The sequence below is a fragment of the Pseudomonas sp. GV105 genome, from assembly GCF_003058185.1.
In the GTDB taxonomy this organism is placed as follows: Bacteria; Pseudomonadota; Gammaproteobacteria; order Pseudomonadales; family Pseudomonadaceae; genus Aquipseudomonas; species Aquipseudomonas veronii.
In genome coordinates, this window is the sequence record NZ_QBUF01000020.1 from 48829 (window position 1) to 69482 (window position 20654).

Consider the following 20654-nt stretch of genomic DNA (forward strand, 5'->3'; position numbering starts at 1 on the left):
CCTCAGCCGTTGTAGGCATCGCAGTAAGCCTGGGCTTCGGCGACGTCCAGGGTGCCTTCGTAGATTGCGCGGCCGGTGATCGCGCCGATGATTCCAGGGGCCCGGGCATCCAGCAGCGACTTGATGTCACCCAGGTTGTGGATGCCACCGGACGCGATCACCGGGATCCTGGTCGCCGCCGCCAGCGCAGCGGTGAACGGTACGTTGCAGCCCTGCATCATGCCGTCTTTGGCGATGTCGGTGTAAACGATGGCGGACACGCCGTCGGCTTCGAACTGCTTGGCCAGGTCGATCACCTGCACCGTGCTGATTTCAGCCCAGCCGTCGGTGGCGACGAAACCGTCCTTGGCGTCCAGGCCGACGATCACCTTGCCCGGGAACGCGCGGCAGGCTTCGGCGACGAAGGCCGGGTCTTTCACGGCCTTGGTGCCGATGATCACGTAGCTTACGCCGGCCTTGACGTAGTGTTCGATGGTTTCCAGGGAGCGGATACCGCCGCCGATCTGGATCGGCAGGTTCGGGTAGCGCTTAGCGATCGCAGTCACCACTTCGCCATTGACCGGCTGGCCTTCGAAGGCGCCGTTCAGGTCCACCAGATGCAGGCGACGGCAACCACCGTCCACCCATTTGGCAGCCATGCTCACCGGGTCGTCGGAAAACACCGTGGAATCTTCCATGCGGCCCTGGCGCAGACGCACGCAAGCGCCGTCCTTGAGATCGATAGCGGGGATAATCAGCATCTGGCAAACCTTATTCGATATTCAGCAATGCTTGGGAAATCAGGGTTTCTCAAGCGACCACAGGTCGCTTTCGATGCTTTCGAACCGTTCCCTAAGGAGCGTCTGCGTATCGAAAATCGCCCTGTTGTAATAGTGCGGCGCAACTTCAATGGTGAACAACTCAAGGATCTCGGCAACCTCGAACGAGCCCAGCTTGAGCTCGAAACGGTCCTCCATGAAGCGCTTGATCTTGTTGGTAGCCTCACGTTCCTGTTCGGGCGTGAGGTTCAGGATCGGCAGCTTCGGTTTCTTGGCCATCTACCAGCGACCGTCCCACGCAGCGAAGTTCTGCAGCAATTGCAGGCCATGGGTATGGCTCTTCTCCGGGTGGAACTGCACCGCAAAACGCGAACCTTCGGCCAGCGCGGCGGCGAAGTCGACGCCGTAGTGCCCGCCACCCACCACCTGGCGCGGGTTACCGGCGGCGATGTAGTAGCTGTGGACGAAGTAAAAGCGCGCCATGTCCGGGATCTCATGCCACAGCGGGTGATCCACGGTGCGCCGCACTTCGTTCCAGCCCATGTGCGGGACTTTCAGGTGCTCGCCGTCTTCATGCAGGTCCTTGCCGAAGAACTTCACTTCGCCTGGAAACAGGCCGATGCAGTCGACGCCGTCGTTCTCTTCACTGCGCTCGAGCAAGGCTTGCATGCCCACGCAAATGCCGAGGAACGGCCGGTCCTGGCTGACCTCGCGCACCAGGCTGTCAAAGCCCAGGCGACGGATTTCGGCCATGCAATCGCGAATCGCGCCAACGCCTGGGAACACCACGCGGTCAGCCTCGCGAATCACCGTGGCATCGCTGGTGATCAGCACCTTGCCGGCCCCTACGTGCTCGAGGGCCTTGGCCACCGAGTGCAGGTTGCCCATGCCGTAATCGATAACCGCGACCGTCTGCATTACAGGACGCCCTTGGTCGATGGCATTTGCCCGGCCATGCGCTCATCCAGCTCCACCGCCATGCGCAGCGCGCGACCGAATGCCTTGAACACGGTTTCGATCTGGTGGTGGGTGTTGGTGCCGCGCAGGTTGTCGATGTGCAGGCTGACGAGGGCGTGGTTGACGAAACCCTGGAAGAATTCCTGGAACAGGTCGACGTCGAAGCCGCCCACGGTGGCGCGGGTGTAGGGCACGTGCATCTGCAGGCCGGGGCGGCCGGAGAAGTCGATGACCACACGCGACAGTGCTTCATCCAGCGGGACATAGGCGTGGCCGTAGCGACGGATGCCTTTTTTGTCGCCGATGGCCTTGGCGAAAGCCTGGCCGAGGGTGATACCGACATCCTCCACCGTGTGGTGGTCGTCGATATGCAGGTCGCCCTTGCTGACGATATCCAGGTCGATCAGCCCATGACGGGCGATCTGGTCCAGCATGTGCTCAAGAAAAGGTACACCGATATCAAATCGGGCCTTTCCGGTGCCATCCAGGTTGATCGAGGCTTTGATCTGGGTTTCCAGAGTGTCGCGCTCGACGGACGCCTTACGTTCGGCCATCACCAGCTCCGCAAAATCATTGGGCGAAAAAGGCAGCCATTATAGGGGCGCGGGCGCTAAACAGAAACATCGAAGGGGATAAGACTGACGAGTTGAAGCGAGGAAGGTCGACGCTAGACATGTGCATACAAGCGGGCGCTCCAGGATGGTGCGCCCGCCTGCAGTCAACTTAGTGGAACAGTACCGCCGTCTTTTGCAGGGTCACCCACACACCCCACGCCAACGGAATACCCACCACCAACCAGGCCGCGACAGCCAGCGGCTTGCTGCCGGCGGAGGCTTTCCACTCCAGCACGGTGCTCGAATCGGCCCCCTTGTCATGGCCCAGCGCCTGTTCGGCGGCCAGTTCGGCGTCGCTCATGAAGTACTTGTCGGCCACCGGGCGCACCAGCAGGTTGCAGATGAAACCCAGCACCAGCAGGCCAGCGAGGATGTACAAGGTGATGTCGTAGGCGGCGGCGCGTTCGACGCCGATGCTCAACTGATATTCACGCAGGTAGTTCACCAACACCGGGCCCAGCACGCCCGCCGCAGCCCAGGCGGTCAGCAGGCGGCCATGGATCGCGCCGACCATCTGGGTGCCGAACAGGTCGGCCAGGTAAGCCGGAACCGTCGCAAAACCGCCGCCGTACATCGACAGGATGATGCAGAACGCCGCCACGAACAGCGCCACGTTGCCCAGGTGCCCCAGGTTCGGGATCAGCGCATACAGGGCAAAGCCCAGGGCGAAGAACACGAAGTAGGTGTTTTTACGGCCCAGGTAGTCGGAGAACGACGCCCAGAAGAACCGGCCACCAATGTTGAACAGGCTCAACAGCCCGGTAAAGCCCGCCGCGATCGCCGCGATCGAGGCCAGTTGCCCGGCATTCAGTTGGCCGAACGGCACATCCACACCCAGCAATTTGCCGCCAAACACTTCCTGCAGCAGCGGCGAAGCCATGCCGAGGATGCCGATACCGGCCGATACGTTCAGGCACAGCACCAGCCATACCAGACGGAATTGCGGGGTTTTCCAGGCGACGTTCACGTGAACGTGACGATGGGTGATCATCGCATTGCTGGCTTTTTTCACCGGCGCGGTCCAGCCCTCAGGCTTCCAGCCGGTCGGCGGAACACGGTAGGACAGCGCGCCACCGATCATGAACACGAAGTAAATCGCCGCCATCACCAGAAAGCTCTGCCACACGCCGACGCTGGTCGGCGAAGCGAAGTGCCCCATCAGCGCTGCCGCCAGGGGAGCCCCCACCATCGCGCCGCCGCCGAAGCCCATGATCGCCATGCCGGTGGCCATGCCGCGCTTGTCCGGGAACCACTTGATCAGGGTCGACACGGGCGAGATATAACCCAGGCCCAGGCCGATACCGCCAATGACCCCGGAGCCGATCCACATCAGCCAGATCTGGTGGGTATAAATCCCCAGCGCCGAAATCAGCAGGCCGCCACACCAGCACAGCGCCGAGACGACGCCCGCCTTGCGTGGCCCGGCATGTTCCAGCCAGCCGCCCCAGATCGCCGCCGAGCAGCCCAGGAAGATGAAGAACAGGGTGTAGATCCAGCCCAGCATGGAGATCGGCCAGTCGCACTGAGACGAGAAGACCTGAGCGATAAAGCTCATATCCGGCGCACAGGCCACCGGCGCGCTGATCCCCAGCGCCTTGGACAGCGGCAACCAGAACACCGAGAAGCCGTAGGCCATGCCGATACACAGGTGGATGGCCAGAGCGGCCGGTGGAACCAGCCAGCGGTTGAACCCGGGCTTGGCGATGATGCGCTCCTTGGACAGGAACGCAGGCTGCGCGGCAGCAATACCCGCCGCAGTGCTAGTGCTCATTAGTGTTTCCCCCAGTTATTAGTATGTGTTCGTCAGGCGCTCTCTCCTTCGGCCTTGCACGCAGGGCGTGACCGTTTTGTTGAATAAAGCTCCATTTAAAGCGCGACGTTACGTCGCAGAAGGCGGACGAACGCGCAGAGATTAGCATCAGTGGATGACAGAAAAACCAAAATGCCACTACCTTTCGCGGATTTTTTGTGTTTTTTGACGCCAAAATACCGCCCCCTGCGCCAGATACAATGTAACGATCCGTGAACTGACGCAGGCCATCGGGCGCTATACTCTGCGGCTAAATTTTGAAATCGACATACAAGGACTCGCCCATGAAAGCGTTCGGCAAAATCCTGGGTCTGGTACTTCTCGGGCTGTTGCTGATCATTGTGGCTCTCGGCTTTGCCCTGACCCATCTCTTCGATCCCAACGACTACAAAGACGAGATTCGCCAGATTGCCCGCGACAAGGCCCACATCGAGCTGACGCTCAATGGCGACATCGGCTGGAGCCTGTTCCCCTGGCTGGGCCTGGAACTGCACGAAGCCGGCGTCGCGACCCTGACCAACCCGACCCAGCCGTTCGCCGACCTGCAGATGCTCGGCCTGTCGGTACGCGTGCTACCGCTGCTGCGCCGCGAAGTGCAGATGAGCGATGTGCGCGTCGAAGGCCTGAACCTGCGCCTCAACCGCGACAAGCAAGGCCACGGCAACTGGGAAGACATCGGCAAGAACGCCCCCGAGGCGGCCACCGATACGCCAACCCCCGTGCAAGCGACGGCACCGGTGACCGAGGTGAAGGCAGAGAAACCGCCGCAGCCCATCCGCCTGGACATCGACAGCCTGACCATCAACAACGCCCGCATCGAATACAACGATGAACAGACCGGCAAGCAGTTCAGCGCCGAGAGCATCCAGCTGAGTGCGGGTGCCATCCACGAAGGGGCGAGCATTCCGCTGAAGCTCACCGCGTTCCTCGGCAGCAACCAGCCGGTCATGCGCGTCAAGACCGAACTCAACGGCAACCTGCGCATTCAGCGGGCGCTCAAGCGTTATCAGCTCGAAGACATGCGGTTCAGCGGCGAAGCCACCGGCGAACCGCTGCAAGGCAAAACCGTGACCTTCTCCACCCAGGGCCAACTGCTGGTGGACCTGGCGGCCAACATTGCCGAGTGGACCAACCTGAAACTCTCGGCCAACCAGTTGCGCGCCCTCGGCGAACTGAAGGTCAATGACCTGGACAAGACCCCGCAGCTCAGCGGCGCCCTGTCGATCGCCCAGTTCGACCTGGCCAAGTTCCTCGACAGCGTCGGCAACCCGCTGCCACCGATGGCCGAGGGCAGCCTGAGCAAAGTCGAGCTGGTCAGCCGCCTCCAAGGCACGCCGACCCGCCTGGCCCTGGAAGACCTCAACCTGAAACTCGACGGCAGCACCTTCACCGGCCGCGTTGCCGTGGACGATTTCGCCAAGCAATCGCTGCGCGTGCAACTCAAGGGCGACACCTTCAACGCCGACAATTACCTGCCGGCCAAGTCCGAATCCGCCAAGGGGGCAACCGCCGCACGCCAGGCCGAAGTGCAGAACAGCGAAGCCGGCGCCATGGCCGCCGGTGGCACCACACCGCTGCCGGACGCCCCGACCAAAGGCGCCTGGAGCACCGACAAGCTGCTGCCGCTGACCCGCCTGCGCACGCTGGACGTGGAGGCCGACCTGGCCTTCGGCCAACTGACCCTGAGCAAGCTGCCGATCCAGAACGCCATGCTCAAGGCCAGCGGCCTCGACGGCCAGCTCAAGCTCGACAGCCTGAGCGGCGGCCTCTACAACGGCAGCTTCCAGGCCAATGGCAGCCTCGATGTGCGCCAGGACATTCCAGTGCTGGCCCTGCAAAGCCACATCAAGCAAGTGCCGGTCGAGCGCATCCTGCAAGCCCAGGGGCAGACGCCGCCGGTCAAGGGCCAGATCACCCTCGACAGCAACCTCAGCGGCCGCGGCAACAGCCAAAAGGCACTGATCGACAGCCTCAACGGCAACGCCAGCTTCGTGATCAACAACGGCGTGCTGCTCAACGCCAACCTTGAACAGCAACTGTGTACCGGCATCGCCCTGCTCAACCGCAAGACCTTGAGCAGCGAACCACGGGCCAAGGACACACCGTTCCAGGAACTCAGGGGCAACCTGACGTTGCGCAACGGCGTGGCCAACAACCCCGACCTGAAGGTGCGTATCCCCGGCCTTACGGTCAACGGCAACGGCGACATCGACCTGCGCGTGCTGGGCATGGATTATCGCGTCGGCATCATCGTCGAGGGCGATCAACGCGAAGTGCCGGACCCCGCCTGCGAGGTAGGCGCCAACTTCCAGGGCATCGAAGTGCCGCTGCGCTGCCGTGGCCCGCTGGAGCTGGGCGCCAAGGCGTGCCGCCTGGACAAGGACGGCCTCGGCCAGGTCGCCATCAAGGCCGCCGGCAACCGCCTCAACGAGAAGCTGGAAGAGAAGCTCGACAAAGTTAACCCGCAGTTGAAAGACGCGTTGAAAGGCCTGTTCAAACGATGAGAAACGAGCAGTTTTCCGAGGCGGTACTGAACTGGTACGACCGCCACGGTCGCCATGACCTGCCCTGGCAACAGGGCATCACGCCCTACCGGGTGTGGGTTTCGGAGATCATGCTGCAACAGACCCAGGTCAGCACCGTGCTCAATTACTTCGACCGCTTCATGGCCTCCCTGCCAACGGTCGAAGCCCTGGCCGCCGCGCCGGAAGACGAGGTGCTGCACCTGTGGACCGGCCTCGGCTATTACACCCGGGCGCGCAACCTGCAGAAGACCGCGAAGATTGTCGTGGCCGAGTACGGCGGCGAGTTTCCCCGCGACGTGGAAAAGCTCACCGAACTGCCCGGCATCGGTCTGTCCACCGCCGGCGCGATCGCCAGCCTGAGCATGGGCCTGCGCGCGCCGATCCTCGATGGCAACGTCAAACGCGTGCTGGCACGCTTTACCGCGCAGGAGGGCTACCCCGGCGAACCCAAAGTGGCCAAACAGCTCTGGGCCACCGCAGAGCGCTTCACGCCCCATGATCGCGTCAACGCCTACACCCAGGCGATGATGGACATGGGCGCCACCCTGTGTACCCGCAGCAAGCCCAGTTGCCTGTTATGCCCGCTGGAAAAAGGCTGCGAAGCCCACATGCTCGGCCTGGAGACGCGCTATCCGATCCCCAAGCCGCGCAAGAGCATCCCCCAGAAGCGCACGCTGATGCCCATGCTGGCCAATGGCGACGGCGCGATCCTGCTTTACCGTCGCCCGTCCACGGGCCTGTGGGGCGGTTTGTGGAGCCTGCCGGAGCTGGACGACCTGCAAGACCTCGAACATCTCGCCCACCAGCACGCGCTGGAGCTGGGCAAACAACAGGAACTGCCGGGGCTGATCCACACCTTCAGCCACTTCCAGTTGGCCATCGAACCCTGGCTGGTCCAGGTCGAGGAATCCGCCCATCACGTGGCCGAGGCCGACTGGCTCTGGTATAACCTCGCCACCCCGCCGCGCCTGGGCCTTGCCGCCCCGGTGAAAAAACTGCTGAAGCGCGCGGCCGACGTATTGAACGCAGGAGTTTCGTCATGACCCGCACCATCATCTGCCGCAAGTACCACGAAGAACTGCCCGCCCTGGAGCGCGCCCCGTTCCCGGGTGCCAAGGGCCAGGACATTTTCGATCACGTCTCCGCCAAGGCCTGGGCCGACTGGCAGAAACACCAGACCCTGCTGATCAACGAAAAACGCCTGAACATGATGAACGCCGAAGACCGCAAATACCTGCAAGGCGAGATGGACAAGTTCTTTTCCGGCGAGGATTACGCCAAGGCCGAAGGCTACGTGCCGCCTGCTCAATAATTGATCAAAAACCGGGGTCGGCACGTAAGCGACGGTAATAATTAAATATTTTTTGAAAACTTGCTTGACGACCCCCTGAAAAACCCGTTTAATGCGCCCCGTTGCCCAGATAGCTCAGTCGGTAGAGCAGGGGATTGAAAATCCCCGTGTCGGCGGTTCGATTCCGTCTCTGGGCACCACTATTAAGTTTCAGGTGGTGCAACGATCATCTGAAACACCCAAAAAACCCGCCTAGTGCGGGTTTTTTGTTGCCTTCGATTTACCCATCCCGAACCGGGGTGGCTCACCGCCACCCCAGTACGCAATACCCGCCTTGCGCCGCCTACTTGAGCAAGAACACCAACAGCGGATTGTCGTTCAGTCGCCCGTTGAACATCGGCGCCAAGTGTTCCACCGGTGTGCCCTTCAACTGCTCGGTTTCCTTGCGCGCCACGATCACCCAGGACGGCCGTGGCAGCGAGTCCAACTGATCGAGCTGGTTACGCCCGATGAACAGCGGTTGCTCGTCGTGATCCAGGTTCATCATGTAGCGCACTGCCCAGGTGTCCCGCGCAAGGCCGACAAACACCAACGGTCCAGGCTCTTGTGCGCGAAGCGCTTCCACCTGACTGACAAATTGCCGGGTGTCGAACTGCAGGTCCTTGGCCGGCTCTACCACGGTCACCAGCAACAACCACTGCGCCGCCAGTGCGATCGCGCTGAGCCACACCAAACGCCCGGCGCGACGCCAGGCGATCAATGCCGCCCCCTGCAGGATCACCAGCACGCCGATCAGCAACGGCAACGAAACGTCCGGCCAGTAACCGTGCTTCTGCCACCCATGCCGACACACGAAGACTACAACCACGCACAACGCCGGCAGCGCCGCGACGAGCCATGTGTAACAGCGACGCAGCCCGACGAACCAGTTCTGTACGTGGAGCAGCCCATAGGCGGCGACAGCGGCAAACATCGGCACCATGGGCAGGATGTAATAAGCGCGCTTGAAGTGCGGCACCGACAGCCCGAGCAGAATCATCAAGCCGCAGGCGCCGAGCCGCACGACCAGTTGCACGTCGTCATTGCCCCAGCGTTCCGGCCAGCGATGACGCAGCGCAACCATGCTCGCCAACGCCATGGGGACCACCGGGAAGTAACGGTACAGACTCAGCTGGAAGTAGAAATAGAACGGCTCGCCGATTTCATCGAGGCGCCCGCCAACCTGCATCTTGAACACTTCATCGGCAAAGGCCTGGCCCCCACTGATCCGCGCCAACTGCATCAGCAGCCACCAGCAACACGCCAACAGCAGCAACCCGATAACGCCGTGGATCAGCACTTGCCTGACCCGCTCCCCCGGACGACCCAACGCCCAATACACGCAGGCCACCCCACAGACTTCGATCAAGCCCAACGGCCCGCGAATCGCAAAGCCCAGGATAAACAGCGGGAACACCGCCAGCTGCCGCAGCCGCGAGCCAAGGCGTTCGCCACTGTGCAGCAGGTAGAAGCTGCCTACGCACAACAGCGCCACCATCTGATCCAGGCACACCGAGCGCGACTTTTCGAGCAACTGGGTGGTGAGCAAGGTCAGCAGCACCGTCAACAGCGCCCAGGCGCGACTGGAAGGCGCCAGCAAGCGATAGATCAGCGCCACCACTCCGGCAGAGGCCAGCGCGGTGGGCAGGACATTCGCCAGGTGGTTGGGCGCACCGAACAACCGGGCGAATACAAAACTGAAGAACGTCGCCGTACCGGGATAATCCGCGTAGGGCTGGCCGTAGGTGGTGGGGAAAAGACTCGCCCCATGGCGAAACATTTCCTGCATGAACAACGCCCAGCGCCCGTCAAACCCCTGAGGCTGCTGGTCCCAGATCCCCAACGTAAATAACAACAAAGCAATCAGAAAAATGCCCAGAGACTCCAGGCGAAAAGAGTTGCGCTGATCCATCGGTTGTCCTGCCAGGTAGTGAGCGGCGGCTTATAGTGCCCAACACATCCCAAATAGCGCCTGAACAACCCTGAACATTCATGTGCCCGGCCGATCTGCGCGCCACACCAGCGTCGGGATCAGGCGAACGTAGATCAGCTCGCCAATCAACTCGACCAGGGTTTGCAGGATCACCGCCGTCGCCGCCAACCCGCGCACGCCTTCGGGCAACGCCAGCGCCAGGGGCAACACCACCAGCGAGTTACGCGTCGCCGCGCTGAACGTCACCGCGCGCGCCGTCACCGCCGGCAGCGCGAACAGGCGCGCGGCGAACATCCCCATCAATGGCGCCAACAGCACAAAGCCAACGTAGACCGGAATCACCGGCAGCAACAGGCTGATATCGCGCACCACCGCGGTGATTTGCGAACCGATCACCACAAACAGCACCGCTGCCATCGCCGGCACCGGCAACCAGGCCCAGGCATCGTTCCAGGCGTTGACGACCGAGGATCGCCGCGCCAGCGAGGTGGTGATCACCGCCAGCACCATCGGCACCACGATCAATAACAGGAACGCCTCGACAAACGGCCGCACCTCCACCACCACCGCGGACTGCGCGCCCAACATCAACCCCAGGTACACCGGCAACAACACCAACTGCAACAACAGCAGCAGCGGCGTCGCGGCCAGCATCAAGCGCGAATCGCCCTTGCCGATGTGGGTAAACACCACCACGTAGTCGATACACGGCGTCAGCAACACCAGCAACGCTCCCACCAGCAACGCCGGGCGCTCCACCAGGCCACGCGTCAGTAGCCACACCAGCACGGGCACGAGAACGAAATTGGCCAGCAGCAACGCCGCCAGGAACCGCTGGTTGCCCACGCCTTGGCGCAGCTGCAGAAACGGGATTTGCAGGAACATCGCATACATCAGCACCGCGATGGCCGGCGTGACCAGCACGCCGAGGCCATGCGCCAATGACGGCGCGAGCAGACCGAAAGCGGCGGCCAGGAGGACGGTGGCGAAGTAGAGGGGAATCTGGTGGTGTTCGAGGGTGTCGCGGGTCATCAGGACGCTCTCGCTGATTGCAAAGGCGCAAGCCTAAGCATCTACTGGCGTGAGGTCGAGTGGTGTGGCCCGATCACATCCCTGGGATATTCCTGGCGAGTGTGTAACACCATCACTATCTCAACGTGCTCCGTCACCCGATAGACCACCAGGTAGTTTGGATGAACAACCATTTCCCGAGTACCAGACAAGCGACCGTGCTTGAATCCGTATGGCATCAGGGACAACCCCTCGGCGGCAACCACAATAGTTTGGTGCAGCGAGACGGCGGCAACCGGGTTGTACTGCTCGATGTAATCAATGATCTCGATCAGGGCGACAATAGCCTCAGGTCGCCATTTAACGAGAAGCACGAGCCTTGCGCCTCTCTTCCAGCACCTTCTCGACTTCAGCCATCGCCTGATCGTGCGGAATACTAGGACGAGGATCGTCAATTGAAGCCTGCACCTTGGCACGAAACCAACGGTCGTAGCTGGCAGCTTGCTCTTCTGTTTCAAACTCCGAAACGATGGGAGAACGTGGAATGCTCATAGAGACCTCCGTAATGGATGCCTGCCAGTCTAATCTGTCCATGGTTGGCTGTCGTTTCTCTCAGATGTGTGGTTTTTTCGGAACAAGCCACTGTGCACGGGCGTTGTAGGCGTTGTGAGCGCCAGAGATTAGTGAGTCAGCGGAACGAAGTACAAGTGCTGGCAAACTGGCCAACCGTTACCAAAAATAAAAAATCGGCACAGGCCCAAAACGATGAATTTGAATGATGCCTCTTCGCCAACGCCTGCAACTCAACCCTGCCAAAACACTTCCTTCAGGGCACCCGCCGCAGACGGCTACCCGCTTGGCGGCTTCACCTGGCGCCATATCCGAAGCGACCCTACACGCCCGGTCGTCATCATCAACGCCGCCACCTCCGTGCGCTGTCGCCACTATTCACGCTTCGCCGACTACCTGTTCGCCAACGGCTTCGATGTCATCACCTACGACTATCGCGGCATCGGCGAGTCCCGCCGTGGTTCGCTGCGAGGCTTCAAGGCCTCATGGTCGGATTGGGGCCGCCTGGATTTCGAGGCGATATTGCAGCGGGCGCAGCGCGAGTTCCCGGGGCAGCCGATCGACGTGGTCGGTCACAGCTTTGGCGGCTGCGCAGCGGGGCTCGGGGCGTCCGGCGCAGTGATCCGGCGCCTGGTGACGGTGGGCGCGCAATTCGCCTACTGGCGCGATTACGCAGCGAGCGGGCGCTGGCGCATGGTTGGCAAGTGGCATGTGGTGATGCCACTGGTGACGGCGCTGTTCGGCTACTTCCCGGGCAAGCGCCTGGGCTGGCTGGAGGATACGCCGGCCGGCGTGGTACGGGACTGGGGCACGCCGACGCCGAGCTATGAAACACGGCCCAGCGGGCGCGCCTTGGGTGAACTGCCGTTTGCCCGGGTAACGGCGCAGGTGCTGGCGATCAGCATCACCGACGATCCCTTCGGCACCGTGCCGGCCATCGAGCGCTTGCTGAGCTACTTCGCCAGCAGCGAACGCACTCACCTGCGCATCGCCCCTGACGATATCGGAGAAACACAGGTCGGACATTTCGCGTTCTTTCGCAGCGAGTATGAGGATCGGCTGTGGCCGATTGCGCTGGCATGGCTGAAGCACGGCGCGCTAACACCCGGTACACCGGGCCGTCGCATAACGGCGCGCGTCTAGAACCCCTTGGGATTTCCCTCAACCTGCGCTTCAATACCCACCCAGATCCTGAACCAAGGACGTGAGCCCATGGCCTCGCCGAACAAGCAGCAGAAACGTGCCCACCGGGCAAAGGCCAAGGCCAAGCAAAACCGTACCCAACGCGCCGTCGCGAGCAAGCCGGATGCATTTGCCGGCGATGACAGCCGCATCGATCTTGAGTCGGTGGATTTGACTGAATTGTTTGTCGAGATGCGTACTGCCGGCGAAATCAGCCAGCAAGCGCTGTGCGCGGCATTCCTGGCGCACCCGCTGTTGGCATTGGTGCTGGAGCAGGAAGGCGAAGAAGAGGCCACCGACTTTATCCTGGCGGCACTGATCGAATATCGGCAGTGGGCTACCGACACCGAGGATGAAGCGGCAGCCCTGGCGTGGGTCGAGTCGCCGCAGTTCCAGGCGGATTACGTCGCCGCATCCCAGGCGCTGGTGATTTCCCAAGACTGACGCAAAACGCAATGTGGGAGGGGGCTTGCCCCCTCCCACATTTGAACTGCGGCGCAATCAAGCACCGCACTCCATCACATCAATTCAGTACTGCAGCGCCTACGCTCTGGGCCTTGCGACGGCTCGAAACGAGCAGCCCCGCCGCCACCACCAGCAAGCTCAAGACCCCGGTCGCGATGATCTCGACCCGATGGGCTTCCTGGAACAGCATGATCCCCAGCGTACCGACGATGAACACCATCACCGCGTAGGTCAGGCCTGGGAACAACCACATTTTGAAAGCGAGCGTCTCGCCCGCCGCAGTACGCTTCTGACGCATGCGCAGTTGCGACACCGCAATCACCAGGTACACCAGCAACGCAATGGCGCCGGAACTGGCGAGCAGGAATTCGAACACCGCCGCCGGTGCCACGTAGTTGGCGAAGACCGCCAGGAACGCTGCGCCGGTGGACAGCATCACCGCCCAGTAAGGCGTGCCGCTTTTGTTGGTGCGCTTGGACACGGCGGGTGCATCACCACGACGACCCAGGGAAAACAGCATGCGCGAGGCGGTGTACAGCGCCGAGTTGAGGCAGCTGGTCACGGCAACCAAGACCACCAGGTCAACGATCAGCTTGGCATTCGGGATGCCCATGCTTTCCAGCACTGTCTGGTAGGAACCTACGGCAGCCAGGGTCGGATCGTTCCAAGGCACCAGGGACACCACGATGAAGATCGACAGCAGGTAGAACAAACCAATCCGCCAGATCACCGAGTTGGTGGCCTTGGTGATCTGCTGGCCCGGGTCCTTCGACTCGGCGGCCGCGATGGTGACAATCTCGGTGCCCATGAACGAGAACATGGTGGTCAGGATGGCCGCCAGCACAGCGCCCATGCCGTTCGGCATGAAGCCCTGGGTGTCGAACAGGTGCGAGACACCGCTGACCTGGCTGGTCGGCAAGAAGCCGAAGATCGCCAGCAGGCCGAGGATCACAAAGCCCACGATCGCGACGACTTTGATCAGCGCGAACCAGAACTCGAACTCACCGTAGTGCTTCACGCTGAACAGGTTGGTCGCCGTCAGCAGCAAGGTGATGATCAGGGTAAACGCCCAGATGGCCACGCCGGGGAACCAGGCATGGAGGATGGTCGCGGCGGCGTTGGCTTCCAATGGAATCACCAGCACCCAGAACCACCAGTACAGCCAGCCGATGGTGAAACCGGCCCAGTGACCGATCGCCCGATCGGCGTAGGTCGAGAACGAACCGGTGTCCGGCGACGCCACGGCCATTTCGGCCAACATCCGCATCACCAAGACCACCAGCGCACCGGCGGCGGCATATGCCAGCAGTACCGCAGGGCCGGCGGCGGCGATCGCGTGGCCGGAGCCGACAAACAAACCGGCACCGATGACGCCGGCAATCGACAACATGGTGACGTGACGCGGTTTGAGCCCCTGTTCGAGGTCATTGGAGCTATGCGTACTACTCATTGACACACCTTTAAACGAGGAATTGCGAAAACGGTCCGCCCGGCGCGTGCCTTTCACGTGAAAAGAAACAAACAGGGCGTTCTTTATTTTTTACGCAATATTTGCGCCAAAATGTTACAAAACCCCGATTGACGCGGGCTGTAGGACGATCCAGCAGCCCTCGCAAGTCATTGAGAATGCTGGCATTCCGCTACAGCGTTACCGAGCGACTCACTTTTACCCGAACGCGCGCACCACAAATACACACAAAAAGTACGTGACGCCCCATAAAAGGGCCGATGGTCACCGTTTGCCCGGTTAACCCTTCCAACACCCGCCCAAAGCTGGCACCATCGCGCCCTTTTTCACGCGAAGCCTGCGGGTTTTCCAGGTTCAAACGGCTGTTCGGTTGTTGATGGCGCGACACGCCGCTGTGCCGATGCGACACCTTGCCGCAGACCACCTGTTAAGCATCCGCCGCGCTGTTGGCTGCCATCCGGACGCTATGCTAGGTTGGCGCCTCGCCAGGAAGGCGACCCAACAGCAGGAACGCAACGAACACAATGAGGACCGCACATGGCTCTGGCCGCGCCCGCGCTTGAAATCCGCAACTTGCATAAACGCTATGGTGAGCTGGAGGTACTCAAAGGTATCTCGCTGACCGCTCGCGACGGCGATGTGATCTCGATCCTGGGTTCCTCCGGTTCCGGCAAGTCCACATTCCTGCGCTGCATCAACCTGCTGGAAAACCCGCACCAGGGCCAGATCCTGGTGGCCGGCGAAGAGCTCAAGCTCAAGGCCGCGAAGAACGGCGAGCTGATAGCCGCCGACGGCAAGCAGATCAACCGCCTGCGCAGCGAAATCGGGTTTGTGTTTCAAAACTTTAACCTGTGGCCGCACATGAGCATCCTCGACAACATCATCGAGGCCCCACGCCGCGTGCTCGGCCAGAGCAAGGCCGAAGCCATCGAAGTGGCCGAAGCCCTGCTGGCCAAGGTCGGCATCGGCGACAAGCGCCACGCCTACCCCGCACAATTGTCCGGCGGCCAGCAGCAGCGGGCGGCCATCGCGCGTACCCTGGCGATGCAGCCGAAAGTCATCCTGTTCGACGAACCCACCTCGGCCCTTGACCCGGAAATGGTCCAGGAAGTACTTAATGTGATCCGCGCGCTGGCCGAAGAAGGCCGCACCATGCTGCTGGTCACCCATGAAATGGGCTTCGCCCGCCAGGTGTCCAGTGAAGTGGTGTTCTTGCACCAAGGCCTGGTCGAAGAGCAAGGATCGCCACAGCAGGTGTTTGAAAACCCGCTTTCGGCGCGCTGCAAACAATTCATGTCCAGCAACCGCTAACGGAGCAACATGCATGCAGAACTATAAAAAATTCCTTCTGGCCGCGGCCGTTTCGATGGCGTTCAGCGCCTCGGCCATGGCAGAAACCCTGAAAATGGGGATCGAAGCGGCCTACCCGCCGTTCAACAATAAAGATGCCAGCGGCAACGTCGTCGGCTTCGACAAAGACATCGGCGACGCCCTGTGCGCCAAGATGAAAGTCGAGAAGTGCGAAGTGTATGTATCGGACTGGGACGGCATCATCCCGGCGCTGAACGCGAAGAAATTCGACTTCCTGGTGTCCTCGCTGTCGATCACCGACGAGCGCAAGCAGGCCGTCGACTTCACCGACCCGTACTACTCCAACAAGCTGCAGTTCATCGCACCTAAAGCCACGGCAGACTTCAAGACCGACGCGGCCTACCTGAAAGGCAAGATCATCGGCGCACAACGCGCGACGTTGGCCGGCACCTACCTGGAAGACAAGCTGCCAGACACCACCAGCAAGCTCTACGACACCCAGGAAAACGCCTACCTCGACCTGACGTCCGGCCGCCTGGACGGCATCCTCGCCGACAAGTACGTGCAGTACGAATGGCTCAAGAGCAAAGACGGTTCCGCCTACGAATTCAAGGGCAACCCGGTGGTCGAGAGCGACAAGATCGGTATCGCCGTGCGCAAAGGCGACCCGCTGCGCGAACGCCTGAACAAAGCCCTGGCAGAGATCAAGGCCGACGGCACCTACAAGAAGATCAACGACAAGTACTTCCCTTTCAGCATCGAATGATCTGAACGGTATGCCCGACGCGCTCCCAGGGGCGCGTCGGCTTTCAGCTTTGCCTGCCGCGATATGAAAACACCATGAATTTCGATCTCTACGGATTCGGCCCGGCGCTCGCCGCCGGCGCGCTGATGACCGTCAAGCTGGCGCTCACGGCCCTGTGCCTGGGGCTGGTACTCGGCCTGGCCGGCGCTTTGGCCAAGACCTCCCCATACAAGCCGCTGCAGTGGCTGGGCGGGGCTTACTCGACCCTCGTTCGCGGTATTCCCGAACTGTTGTGGGTGTTGCTGATTTATTTCGGCACGGTCAACCTGATGCGTGCCCTCGGGGAGTTTTTCGGTAACCCCGACCTTTCCCTCAGCGCCTTCGCCGCCGGGGTCATCGCCCTGGGCCTGTGCTTTGGCGCCTACGCCACGGAAGTGTTCCGTGGCGCGATCCTCGCCATTCCCAAGGGCCACCGTGAAGCCGGTGTGGCATTGGGCCTGTCGAAGTTTCGCATCTTCACCCGCTTGATCATGCCGCAGATGTGGCGCATCGCCCTGCCGGGCCTGGGCAACCTGTTCATGATCCTGATGAAAGACACCGCGCTGGTATCGGTGATCGGCCTCGAAGAAATCATGCGCCATGCGCAGATCGGCGTGACCGTGACCAAGCAGCCGTTCACCTTCTTCATGGTGGCGGCGTTCATGTACCTGGGCCTCACCGTGCTGGCCATGACTGGCATGCACTTCCTGGAAGAACGCGCCAGTCGCGGCTTTGCAAGGAGCACCCAATGAACGGCGACTACAGCTGGCTGTCCCATTTCGACCTGGGCCTGAACTGGGCCGTGATCATCAAGTGGCTGCCCAAACTGGCCCAGGGCGCGACTCTCACCCTCGAGCTGGTGGCCATTGCGGTGATTGCCGGCCTGCTGCTGGCGATCCCGCTGGGCATCGCCCGCTCCTCGCGCCGCTGGTACGTGCGGACTCTGCCCTATTGCTACATTTTCTTCTTTCGCGGCACGCCGTTGCTGGTGCAACTGTTCCTGGTCTACTACGGCCTGGCGCAGTTCGACGCGGTGCGTAACAGCTTCATGTGGCCGTACCTGCGCGATCCGTTCTGGTGCGCCACCGCCACCATGACCCTGCACACCGCCGCCTATATCGCCGAAATCCTGCGCGGTGCGATCCAGGCCATCCCGCCGGGTGAAATCGAAGCGGCGCGGGCCCTGGGCATGTCCAAGCCGAAGACGCTGTTCTATATCATCCTGCCGCGCGCCTCGCGCATCGGCCTGCCGGCGTACAGCAACGAAGTGATCCTGATGCTCAAGGCCAGCGCCCTGGCCAGCACCGTGACGCTGCTCGAACTGACCGGCATGGCGCGCACCATCATTGCGCGCACGTACCTGCCAGTGGAGATCTTCTTCGCCGCCGGCCTGTTCTACCTGCTGATGGCCTATGTGCTGGTGCGCGGTTTCAAACTGCTGGAACGCTGGCTGCGAGTCGATGCCTGCCAGGGACGTTGAAGCGCACTTCCAGGCGCTGGATGCGTTCCTCAGCGAACATCAGGGGCTGTGGCGACCACGGCCCTTCACGCATCGCCAGTTACCCTGGGAATCCCAACATCCCGCGCTCGCCCAGTGGCTGCGCCGGCGCTCGCTGGCCGACGCGGAAAGCAGCCACAACCGGCCCCATGAGCTGCCCGCCCCGGCGCCTTTTCCACAGCTGGCCGCGCAGGCGCAGCGCCTCAGTGCTGTGGATAAGTTACCGACGCAGCCCCTGGCACCCGCCCGCCAGCGCCTGAACGTCGATGTGCCCGGCCGCAAGTGGCAACAGATCGAAGCATTCGGTGCTGCCCTGGGATTCGCGCAACCACCGCGGCACTGGCTGGACTGGTGCGCCGGCAAAGGCCACCTCGGCCGCCGCCTGCTGCACAGCGGGCAGCAACTGACCTGCCTGGAATACGATCCGGCCCTGATCGCCGCCGGGCAGGCCTTGAGCGACCACCACCAACTGCCCGTCACCCATCACCTGCAAGACGTACTGGCCGACGTGACGGTCAGCGCCGAACACACACCCGTCGCCCTGCACGCCTGCGGCGACCTGCACGTGCGTCTGCTGCAACTGGCCAGCACTGCCGGCTGCAAGCAACTGGCGCTGGCACCCTGCTGCTACAACCGCATCCGCACCGATCGCTATCAGCCACTGTCGAGCGTCGGCCGCGCTTCGGCGTTGCGCTTATCAGTGGATGACCTGGGGCTGCCCCTCAGTGAAACCGTCACCGCCGGCAAGCGGGTGCGCCGGCAACGGGATACGTCCATGGCCAGGCGCCTGGGTTTCGATCACTTGCAGCGCCAATTGCGCCATTGCGACACGTACCTGCCCACGCCGTCCCTGCCCGCCAGTTGGCTGGATAAACCCTTCGCCGACTATTGCCGCGAGTTGGCCGGCCTCAAAGGTTTATCCACAGGCGAGCAGGATTGGACAGCGCTGGAGGCACACGGCTGGCGGCGCTTGGCCGAGGTCAGAAACCTGGAACTGCTGCGAGGGTTGTTCCGCCGCCCGCTGGAGCTGTGGCTGGTGCTGGATCGGGCTCTGTTTCTGCGGGAACAGGGCTACACCGTGGCGGTAGGCAGCTTCTGCGAAACCACCCTGACCCCACGCAACCTTATGGTGCTGGCTGAGCGCGATTAAAGCGCATTTTTTCCTACGCGCGCCCTGTGGATAACTCTGTTGATGAAATCCTTACAGAAGTTGTAGCCATCTGCGCTACAGGCCAAATGCCATACTGATCATTTTTTGTGCAACGAATAAAACGCACGCAAAACAGGCGGTTGCGCCGTGTTGAGAATGGTTCCGCCCAAACCCCATTCGACGCCATCGGCGACCTGCCGATTGTGCATAAGCATTTCGCGTTCAGCGCATAAAGCGTGATTTAGCGGGCTTTTTTCCGTGCGATCAACAACCGGCACAGCCTCTTGAGATCGTCGCAGGCGGCGCTCGCCGCCAAGTTATCCAGCGGGTCCGTGGAAAAGGCCAGGGCTTCGCTGATCGATGGATCGCGATGCACCACGTCCAACGGATTATCGCCCAGGCGCAGTTTGAAGGCATTGACCATGTCCCGGCTGAACGCCGAGTTTTCTTCCAGTTGATTGATCACATAGTGGCAATGTGGCGGGCGTTCACGCTCAAGATAAGGCGCCAGCACCGCGTCCAACTGGTCAAGCGTGCCGAGGCACGCGGCATTCGGCTGGACGACGACCAATACGCTATCGGCCACGCTCAACGCTTGATGCAGATAGACGTTATTACCGGCGGGGGTGTCGATGAGCATGAGCGGGCGCTCGCTCAACCCCAGAGTCGACAGGTGCTGCGCCAACCACTCCGGTTCACGCGTGAGCCAACGTTGCAGGTTGTCCTTCTGCTTGATATCGGTGTGCCCGAAGGGGATCACGCGGCAGCCGGCAAACCCTGTTTGCAGGAGCGTCTCCCAGCGCGTATTGAGCAGGCTGGCGCGGCCGACGCCCAGGAGCTCCGGGGCCACGCCGAAATGCTGGCGCAATGCGTTTTGAGGGTCCAGATCCAGCGCCACCACCGACTCCCCCAAGCGCTGCAAGCCGCTGCTCAACGCCGTGGCCAGGGTGCTGCGGCCGACGCCGCCGTTGACCGAGACCAGCGCCACCACGGTTGGGCGCGGTGTGCTCAAGTCATAATGATGAGGTTGTTCATAGGCCGCTGGCGCATTGGCGCAAAAGCGCGAGCCGTCTTTCTGGTTAGCGCGGGTGCCATCATCGAATGGAAGGGTGCCGAAAAAGTGCAGCCGAGCGTTCCGTGCCTTGGGCTCCCGGGTCAGGCTCTTGCCGGACGGGGCAAACAGATCATCGGTACGGCTCATGGCCATAACTCCTTCACAGTGCCATTAAAGACGTGAAAGGTCGGCAAGATAAGGCTGACCGCAAGTCTTTTTGTCGGCGCTTTGGTT

General features: G+C 61.8%; 21 protein-coding genes and 1 tRNA gene. 11 read left to right on the forward strand and 11 right to left on the reverse strand.

Annotation, left to right across the window (positions count from 1 at the left end; genetic code table 11):
• Window positions 1–2 precede the first annotated feature (2 nt).
• The 5 genes from hisA to C8K66_RS28455 all read right to left on the reverse strand — a co-directional run bounded on the left by hisA (window position 3) and on the right by C8K66_RS28455 (window position 4100).
• Window positions 3–740, reverse strand: a complete 738-nt coding sequence (gene hisA / locus C8K66_RS28435) for a 1-(5-phosphoribosyl)-5-[(5-phosphoribosylamino)methylideneamino]imidazole-4-carboxamide isomerase (protein WP_017849937.1) — start codon at window positions 738–740, stop codon at window positions 3–5.
• Window positions 741–779: 39 nt separating this feature from the next.
• On the reverse strand, window positions 780–1037 hold the full coding sequence (locus C8K66_RS28440) for a DUF2164 domain-containing protein (protein ID WP_017849938.1): 258 nt from the start codon (window positions 1035–1037) through the stop codon (window positions 780–782).
• A complete protein-coding gene (hisH, locus tag C8K66_RS28445) occupies window positions 1038–1676 on the reverse strand; it encodes an imidazole glycerol phosphate synthase subunit HisH (protein ID WP_017849939.1) in 639 nt (212 codons plus the stop codon).
• Window positions 1676–2269, reverse strand: a complete 594-nt coding sequence (gene hisB, locus C8K66_RS28450; protein ID WP_017849940.1) for an imidazoleglycerol-phosphate dehydratase HisB — start codon at window positions 2267–2269, stop codon at window positions 1676–1678. Before hisB ends, hisH begins: the two co-directional genes overlap by 1 nt.
• 169 nt (window positions 2270–2438) lie before the next feature.
• Window positions 2439–4100 (reverse strand): OFA family MFS transporter, encoded by a 1662-nt coding sequence (locus C8K66_RS28455; RefSeq protein ID WP_046490889.1) that lies wholly within the window; start codon window positions 4098–4100, stop codon window positions 2439–2441.
• A gap of 323 nt (window positions 4101–4423) precedes the next feature.
• Here C8K66_RS28455 and C8K66_RS28460 point away from each other — a divergent pair, with 323 nt between their 5' ends.
• From C8K66_RS28460 to C8K66_RS28475, 4 genes are all read left to right on the forward strand, one after another.
• Entirely contained in the window at window positions 4424–6643 is a 2220-nt protein-coding gene (locus C8K66_RS28460; protein ID WP_108526628.1) for an AsmA family protein, read from the forward strand.
• Window positions 6640–7707, forward strand: a complete 1068-nt coding sequence (gene mutY, locus C8K66_RS28465) for an A/G-specific adenine glycosylase (RefSeq protein WP_046385008.1) — start codon at window positions 6640–6642, stop codon at window positions 7705–7707. The genes C8K66_RS28460 and mutY overlap by 4 nt, the downstream gene beginning before the upstream one ends.
• Window positions 7704–7976, forward strand: a complete 273-nt coding sequence (locus C8K66_RS28470; RefSeq protein ID WP_017849944.1) for an oxidative damage protection protein — start codon at window positions 7704–7706, stop codon at window positions 7974–7976. The genes mutY and C8K66_RS28470 overlap by 4 nt, the downstream gene beginning before the upstream one ends.
• Before the next feature lie 103 nt (window positions 7977–8079).
• Window positions 8080–8155 (forward strand) — tRNA-Phe (locus C8K66_RS28475).
• Window positions 8156–8298: 143 nt separating this feature from the next.
• Here the strand turns inward: C8K66_RS28475 and C8K66_RS28480 are convergent.
• The 4 genes from C8K66_RS28480 to C8K66_RS28495 all read right to left on the reverse strand — a co-directional run bounded on the left by C8K66_RS28480 (window position 8299) and on the right by C8K66_RS28495 (window position 11490).
• Window positions 8299–9906, reverse strand: a complete 1608-nt coding sequence (locus C8K66_RS28480; RefSeq protein WP_108526629.1) for a glycosyltransferase family 39 protein — start codon at window positions 9904–9906, stop codon at window positions 8299–8301.
• Between the two features lie 78 nt (window positions 9907–9984).
• A complete protein-coding gene (locus C8K66_RS28485; RefSeq protein WP_079442658.1) occupies window positions 9985–10959 on the reverse strand; it encodes an arsenic resistance protein in 975 nt (324 codons plus the stop codon).
• 41 nt (window positions 10960–11000) lie between these two features.
• A complete protein-coding gene (locus tag C8K66_RS28490) occupies window positions 11001–11312 on the reverse strand; it encodes a type II toxin-antitoxin system RelE/ParE family toxin (RefSeq protein WP_032805156.1) in 312 nt (103 codons plus the stop codon).
• Window positions 11299–11490, reverse strand: coding sequence for an antitoxin (locus tag C8K66_RS28495; protein WP_081610227.1), 192 nt, complete (start codon window positions 11488–11490; stop codon window positions 11299–11301). The genes C8K66_RS28490 and C8K66_RS28495 overlap by 14 nt, the downstream gene beginning before the upstream one ends.
• Before the next feature lie 213 nt (window positions 11491–11703).
• On the opposite strand from C8K66_RS28495, the gene C8K66_RS28500 reads away from it, so the two are divergent.
• Together C8K66_RS28500 and C8K66_RS28505 are read left to right on the forward strand one after the other, a co-directional pair.
• Window positions 11704–12651: an alpha/beta fold hydrolase gene (locus C8K66_RS28500; protein ID WP_108526630.1), complete on the forward strand. Its 948-nt coding sequence runs from the start codon at window positions 11704–11706 to the stop codon at window positions 12649–12651.
• 69 nt (window positions 12652–12720) lie between these two features.
• Window positions 12721–13134 carry a hypothetical protein gene (locus C8K66_RS28505; RefSeq protein ID WP_046385011.1) on the forward strand — a complete coding sequence of 138 codons (414 nt, stop codon included), beginning with the start codon at window positions 12721–12723 and terminating at the stop codon, window positions 13132–13134.
• Window positions 13135–13213: 79 nt separating this feature from the next.
• Here C8K66_RS28505 and gabP read toward each other — a convergent pair whose 3' ends face one another.
• Window positions 13214–14605 carry a GABA permease gene (gabP, locus tag C8K66_RS28510; protein ID WP_017849950.1) on the reverse strand — a complete coding sequence of 464 codons (1392 nt, stop codon included), beginning with the start codon at window positions 14603–14605 and terminating at the stop codon, window positions 13214–13216.
• A 555-nt stretch (window positions 14606–15160) separates the two neighbouring features.
• Between gabP and C8K66_RS28515 the strand changes: the two genes are divergently transcribed.
• The 5 genes from C8K66_RS28515 (at window position 15161) to C8K66_RS28535 (ending at window position 19366) form a co-directional block, all read left to right on the forward strand.
• The gene (locus C8K66_RS28515) at window positions 15161–15934 is read left to right on the forward strand and encodes an ABC transporter ATP-binding protein (RefSeq protein WP_017849951.1); all 774 of its coding nucleotides are present in this window, start codon (window positions 15161–15163) and stop codon (window positions 15932–15934) included.
• Between the two features lie 13 nt (window positions 15935–15947).
• The gene (locus C8K66_RS28520; protein WP_046385012.1) at window positions 15948–16700 is read left to right on the forward strand and encodes an ABC transporter substrate-binding protein; all 753 of its coding nucleotides are present in this window, start codon (window positions 15948–15950) and stop codon (window positions 16698–16700) included.
• Between the two features lie 74 nt (window positions 16701–16774).
• Window positions 16775–17470 carry an ABC transporter permease gene (locus C8K66_RS28525; protein ID WP_046385013.1) on the forward strand — a complete coding sequence of 232 codons (696 nt, stop codon included), beginning with the start codon at window positions 16775–16777 and terminating at the stop codon, window positions 17468–17470.
• A gap of 38 nt (window positions 17471–17508) precedes the next feature.
• Window positions 17509–18198, forward strand: coding sequence for an ABC transporter permease (locus C8K66_RS28530; protein WP_046385364.1), 690 nt, complete (start codon window positions 17509–17511; stop codon window positions 18196–18198).
• The gene (locus C8K66_RS28535; RefSeq protein ID WP_108526631.1) at window positions 18179–19366 is read left to right on the forward strand and encodes a methyltransferase; all 1188 of its coding nucleotides are present in this window, start codon (window positions 18179–18181) and stop codon (window positions 19364–19366) included. The genes C8K66_RS28530 and C8K66_RS28535 overlap by 20 nt, the downstream gene beginning before the upstream one ends.
• Before the next feature lie 241 nt (window positions 19367–19607).
• On the opposite strand, the gene bcsQ is transcribed toward C8K66_RS28535, so the two are convergent.
• Entirely contained in the window at window positions 19608–20567 is a 960-nt protein-coding gene (gene bcsQ / locus C8K66_RS28540) for a cellulose biosynthesis protein BcsQ (RefSeq protein WP_108526632.1), read from the reverse strand.
• Window positions 20568–20654 lie beyond the last annotated feature (87 nt).

Excerpts from the sequence above, each read along its gene's own strand:
- hisA (WP_017849937.1), bottom strand. The coding sequence starts at position 740 with ATGCTGATTATCCCCGCTATCGATCTCAAGGACGGCGCTTGCGTGCGT.
- C8K66_RS28440 (WP_017849938.1), bottom strand. The coding sequence starts at position 1,037 with ATGGCCAAGAAACCGAAGCTGCCGATCCTGAACCTCACGCCCGAACAG.
- hisH (WP_017849939.1), bottom strand. The coding sequence starts at position 1,676 with ATGCAGACGGTCGCGGTTATCGATTACGGCATGGGCAACCTGCACTCG.
- hisB (WP_017849940.1), bottom strand. The coding sequence starts at position 2,269 with ATGGCCGAACGTAAGGCGTCCGTCGAGCGCGACACTCTGGAAACCCAG.
- C8K66_RS28455 (WP_046490889.1), bottom strand. The coding sequence starts at position 4,100 with ATGAGCACTAGCACTGCGGCGGGTATTGCTGCCGCGCAGCCTGCGTTC.
- C8K66_RS28460 (WP_108526628.1), top strand. The coding sequence starts at position 4,424 with ATGAAAGCGTTCGGCAAAATCCTGGGTCTGGTACTTCTCGGGCTGTTG.
- mutY (WP_046385008.1), top strand. The coding sequence starts at position 6,640 with ATGAGAAACGAGCAGTTTTCCGAGGCGGTACTGAACTGGTACGACCGC.
- C8K66_RS28470 (WP_017849944.1), top strand. The coding sequence starts at position 7,704 with ATGACCCGCACCATCATCTGCCGCAAGTACCACGAAGAACTGCCCGCC.
- C8K66_RS28480 (WP_108526629.1), bottom strand. The coding sequence starts at position 9,906 with ATGGATCAGCGCAACTCTTTTCGCCTGGAGTCTCTGGGCATTTTTCTG.
- C8K66_RS28485 (WP_079442658.1), bottom strand. The coding sequence starts at position 10,959 with ATGACCCGCGACACCCTCGAACACCACCAGATTCCCCTCTACTTCGCC.
- C8K66_RS28495 (WP_081610227.1), bottom strand. The coding sequence starts at position 11,490 with ATGAGCATTCCACGTTCTCCCATCGTTTCGGAGTTTGAAACAGAAGAG.
- C8K66_RS28500 (WP_108526630.1), top strand. The coding sequence starts at position 11,704 with ATGAATTTGAATGATGCCTCTTCGCCAACGCCTGCAACTCAACCCTGC.
- C8K66_RS28505 (WP_046385011.1), top strand. The coding sequence starts at position 12,721 with ATGGCCTCGCCGAACAAGCAGCAGAAACGTGCCCACCGGGCAAAGGCC.
- gabP (WP_017849950.1), bottom strand. The coding sequence starts at position 14,605 with ATGAGTAGTACGCATAGCTCCAATGACCTCGAACAGGGGCTCAAACCG.
- C8K66_RS28515 (WP_017849951.1), top strand. The coding sequence starts at position 15,161 with ATGGCTCTGGCCGCGCCCGCGCTTGAAATCCGCAACTTGCATAAACGC.
- C8K66_RS28520 (WP_046385012.1), top strand. The coding sequence starts at position 15,948 with ATGCAGAACTATAAAAAATTCCTTCTGGCCGCGGCCGTTTCGATGGCG.
- C8K66_RS28525 (WP_046385013.1), top strand. The coding sequence starts at position 16,775 with ATGAATTTCGATCTCTACGGATTCGGCCCGGCGCTCGCCGCCGGCGCG.
- C8K66_RS28535 (WP_108526631.1), top strand. The coding sequence starts at position 18,179 with ATGCCTGCCAGGGACGTTGAAGCGCACTTCCAGGCGCTGGATGCGTTC.
- bcsQ (WP_108526632.1), bottom strand. The coding sequence starts at position 20,567 with ATGAGCCGTACCGATGATCTGTTTGCCCCGTCCGGCAAGAGCCTGACC.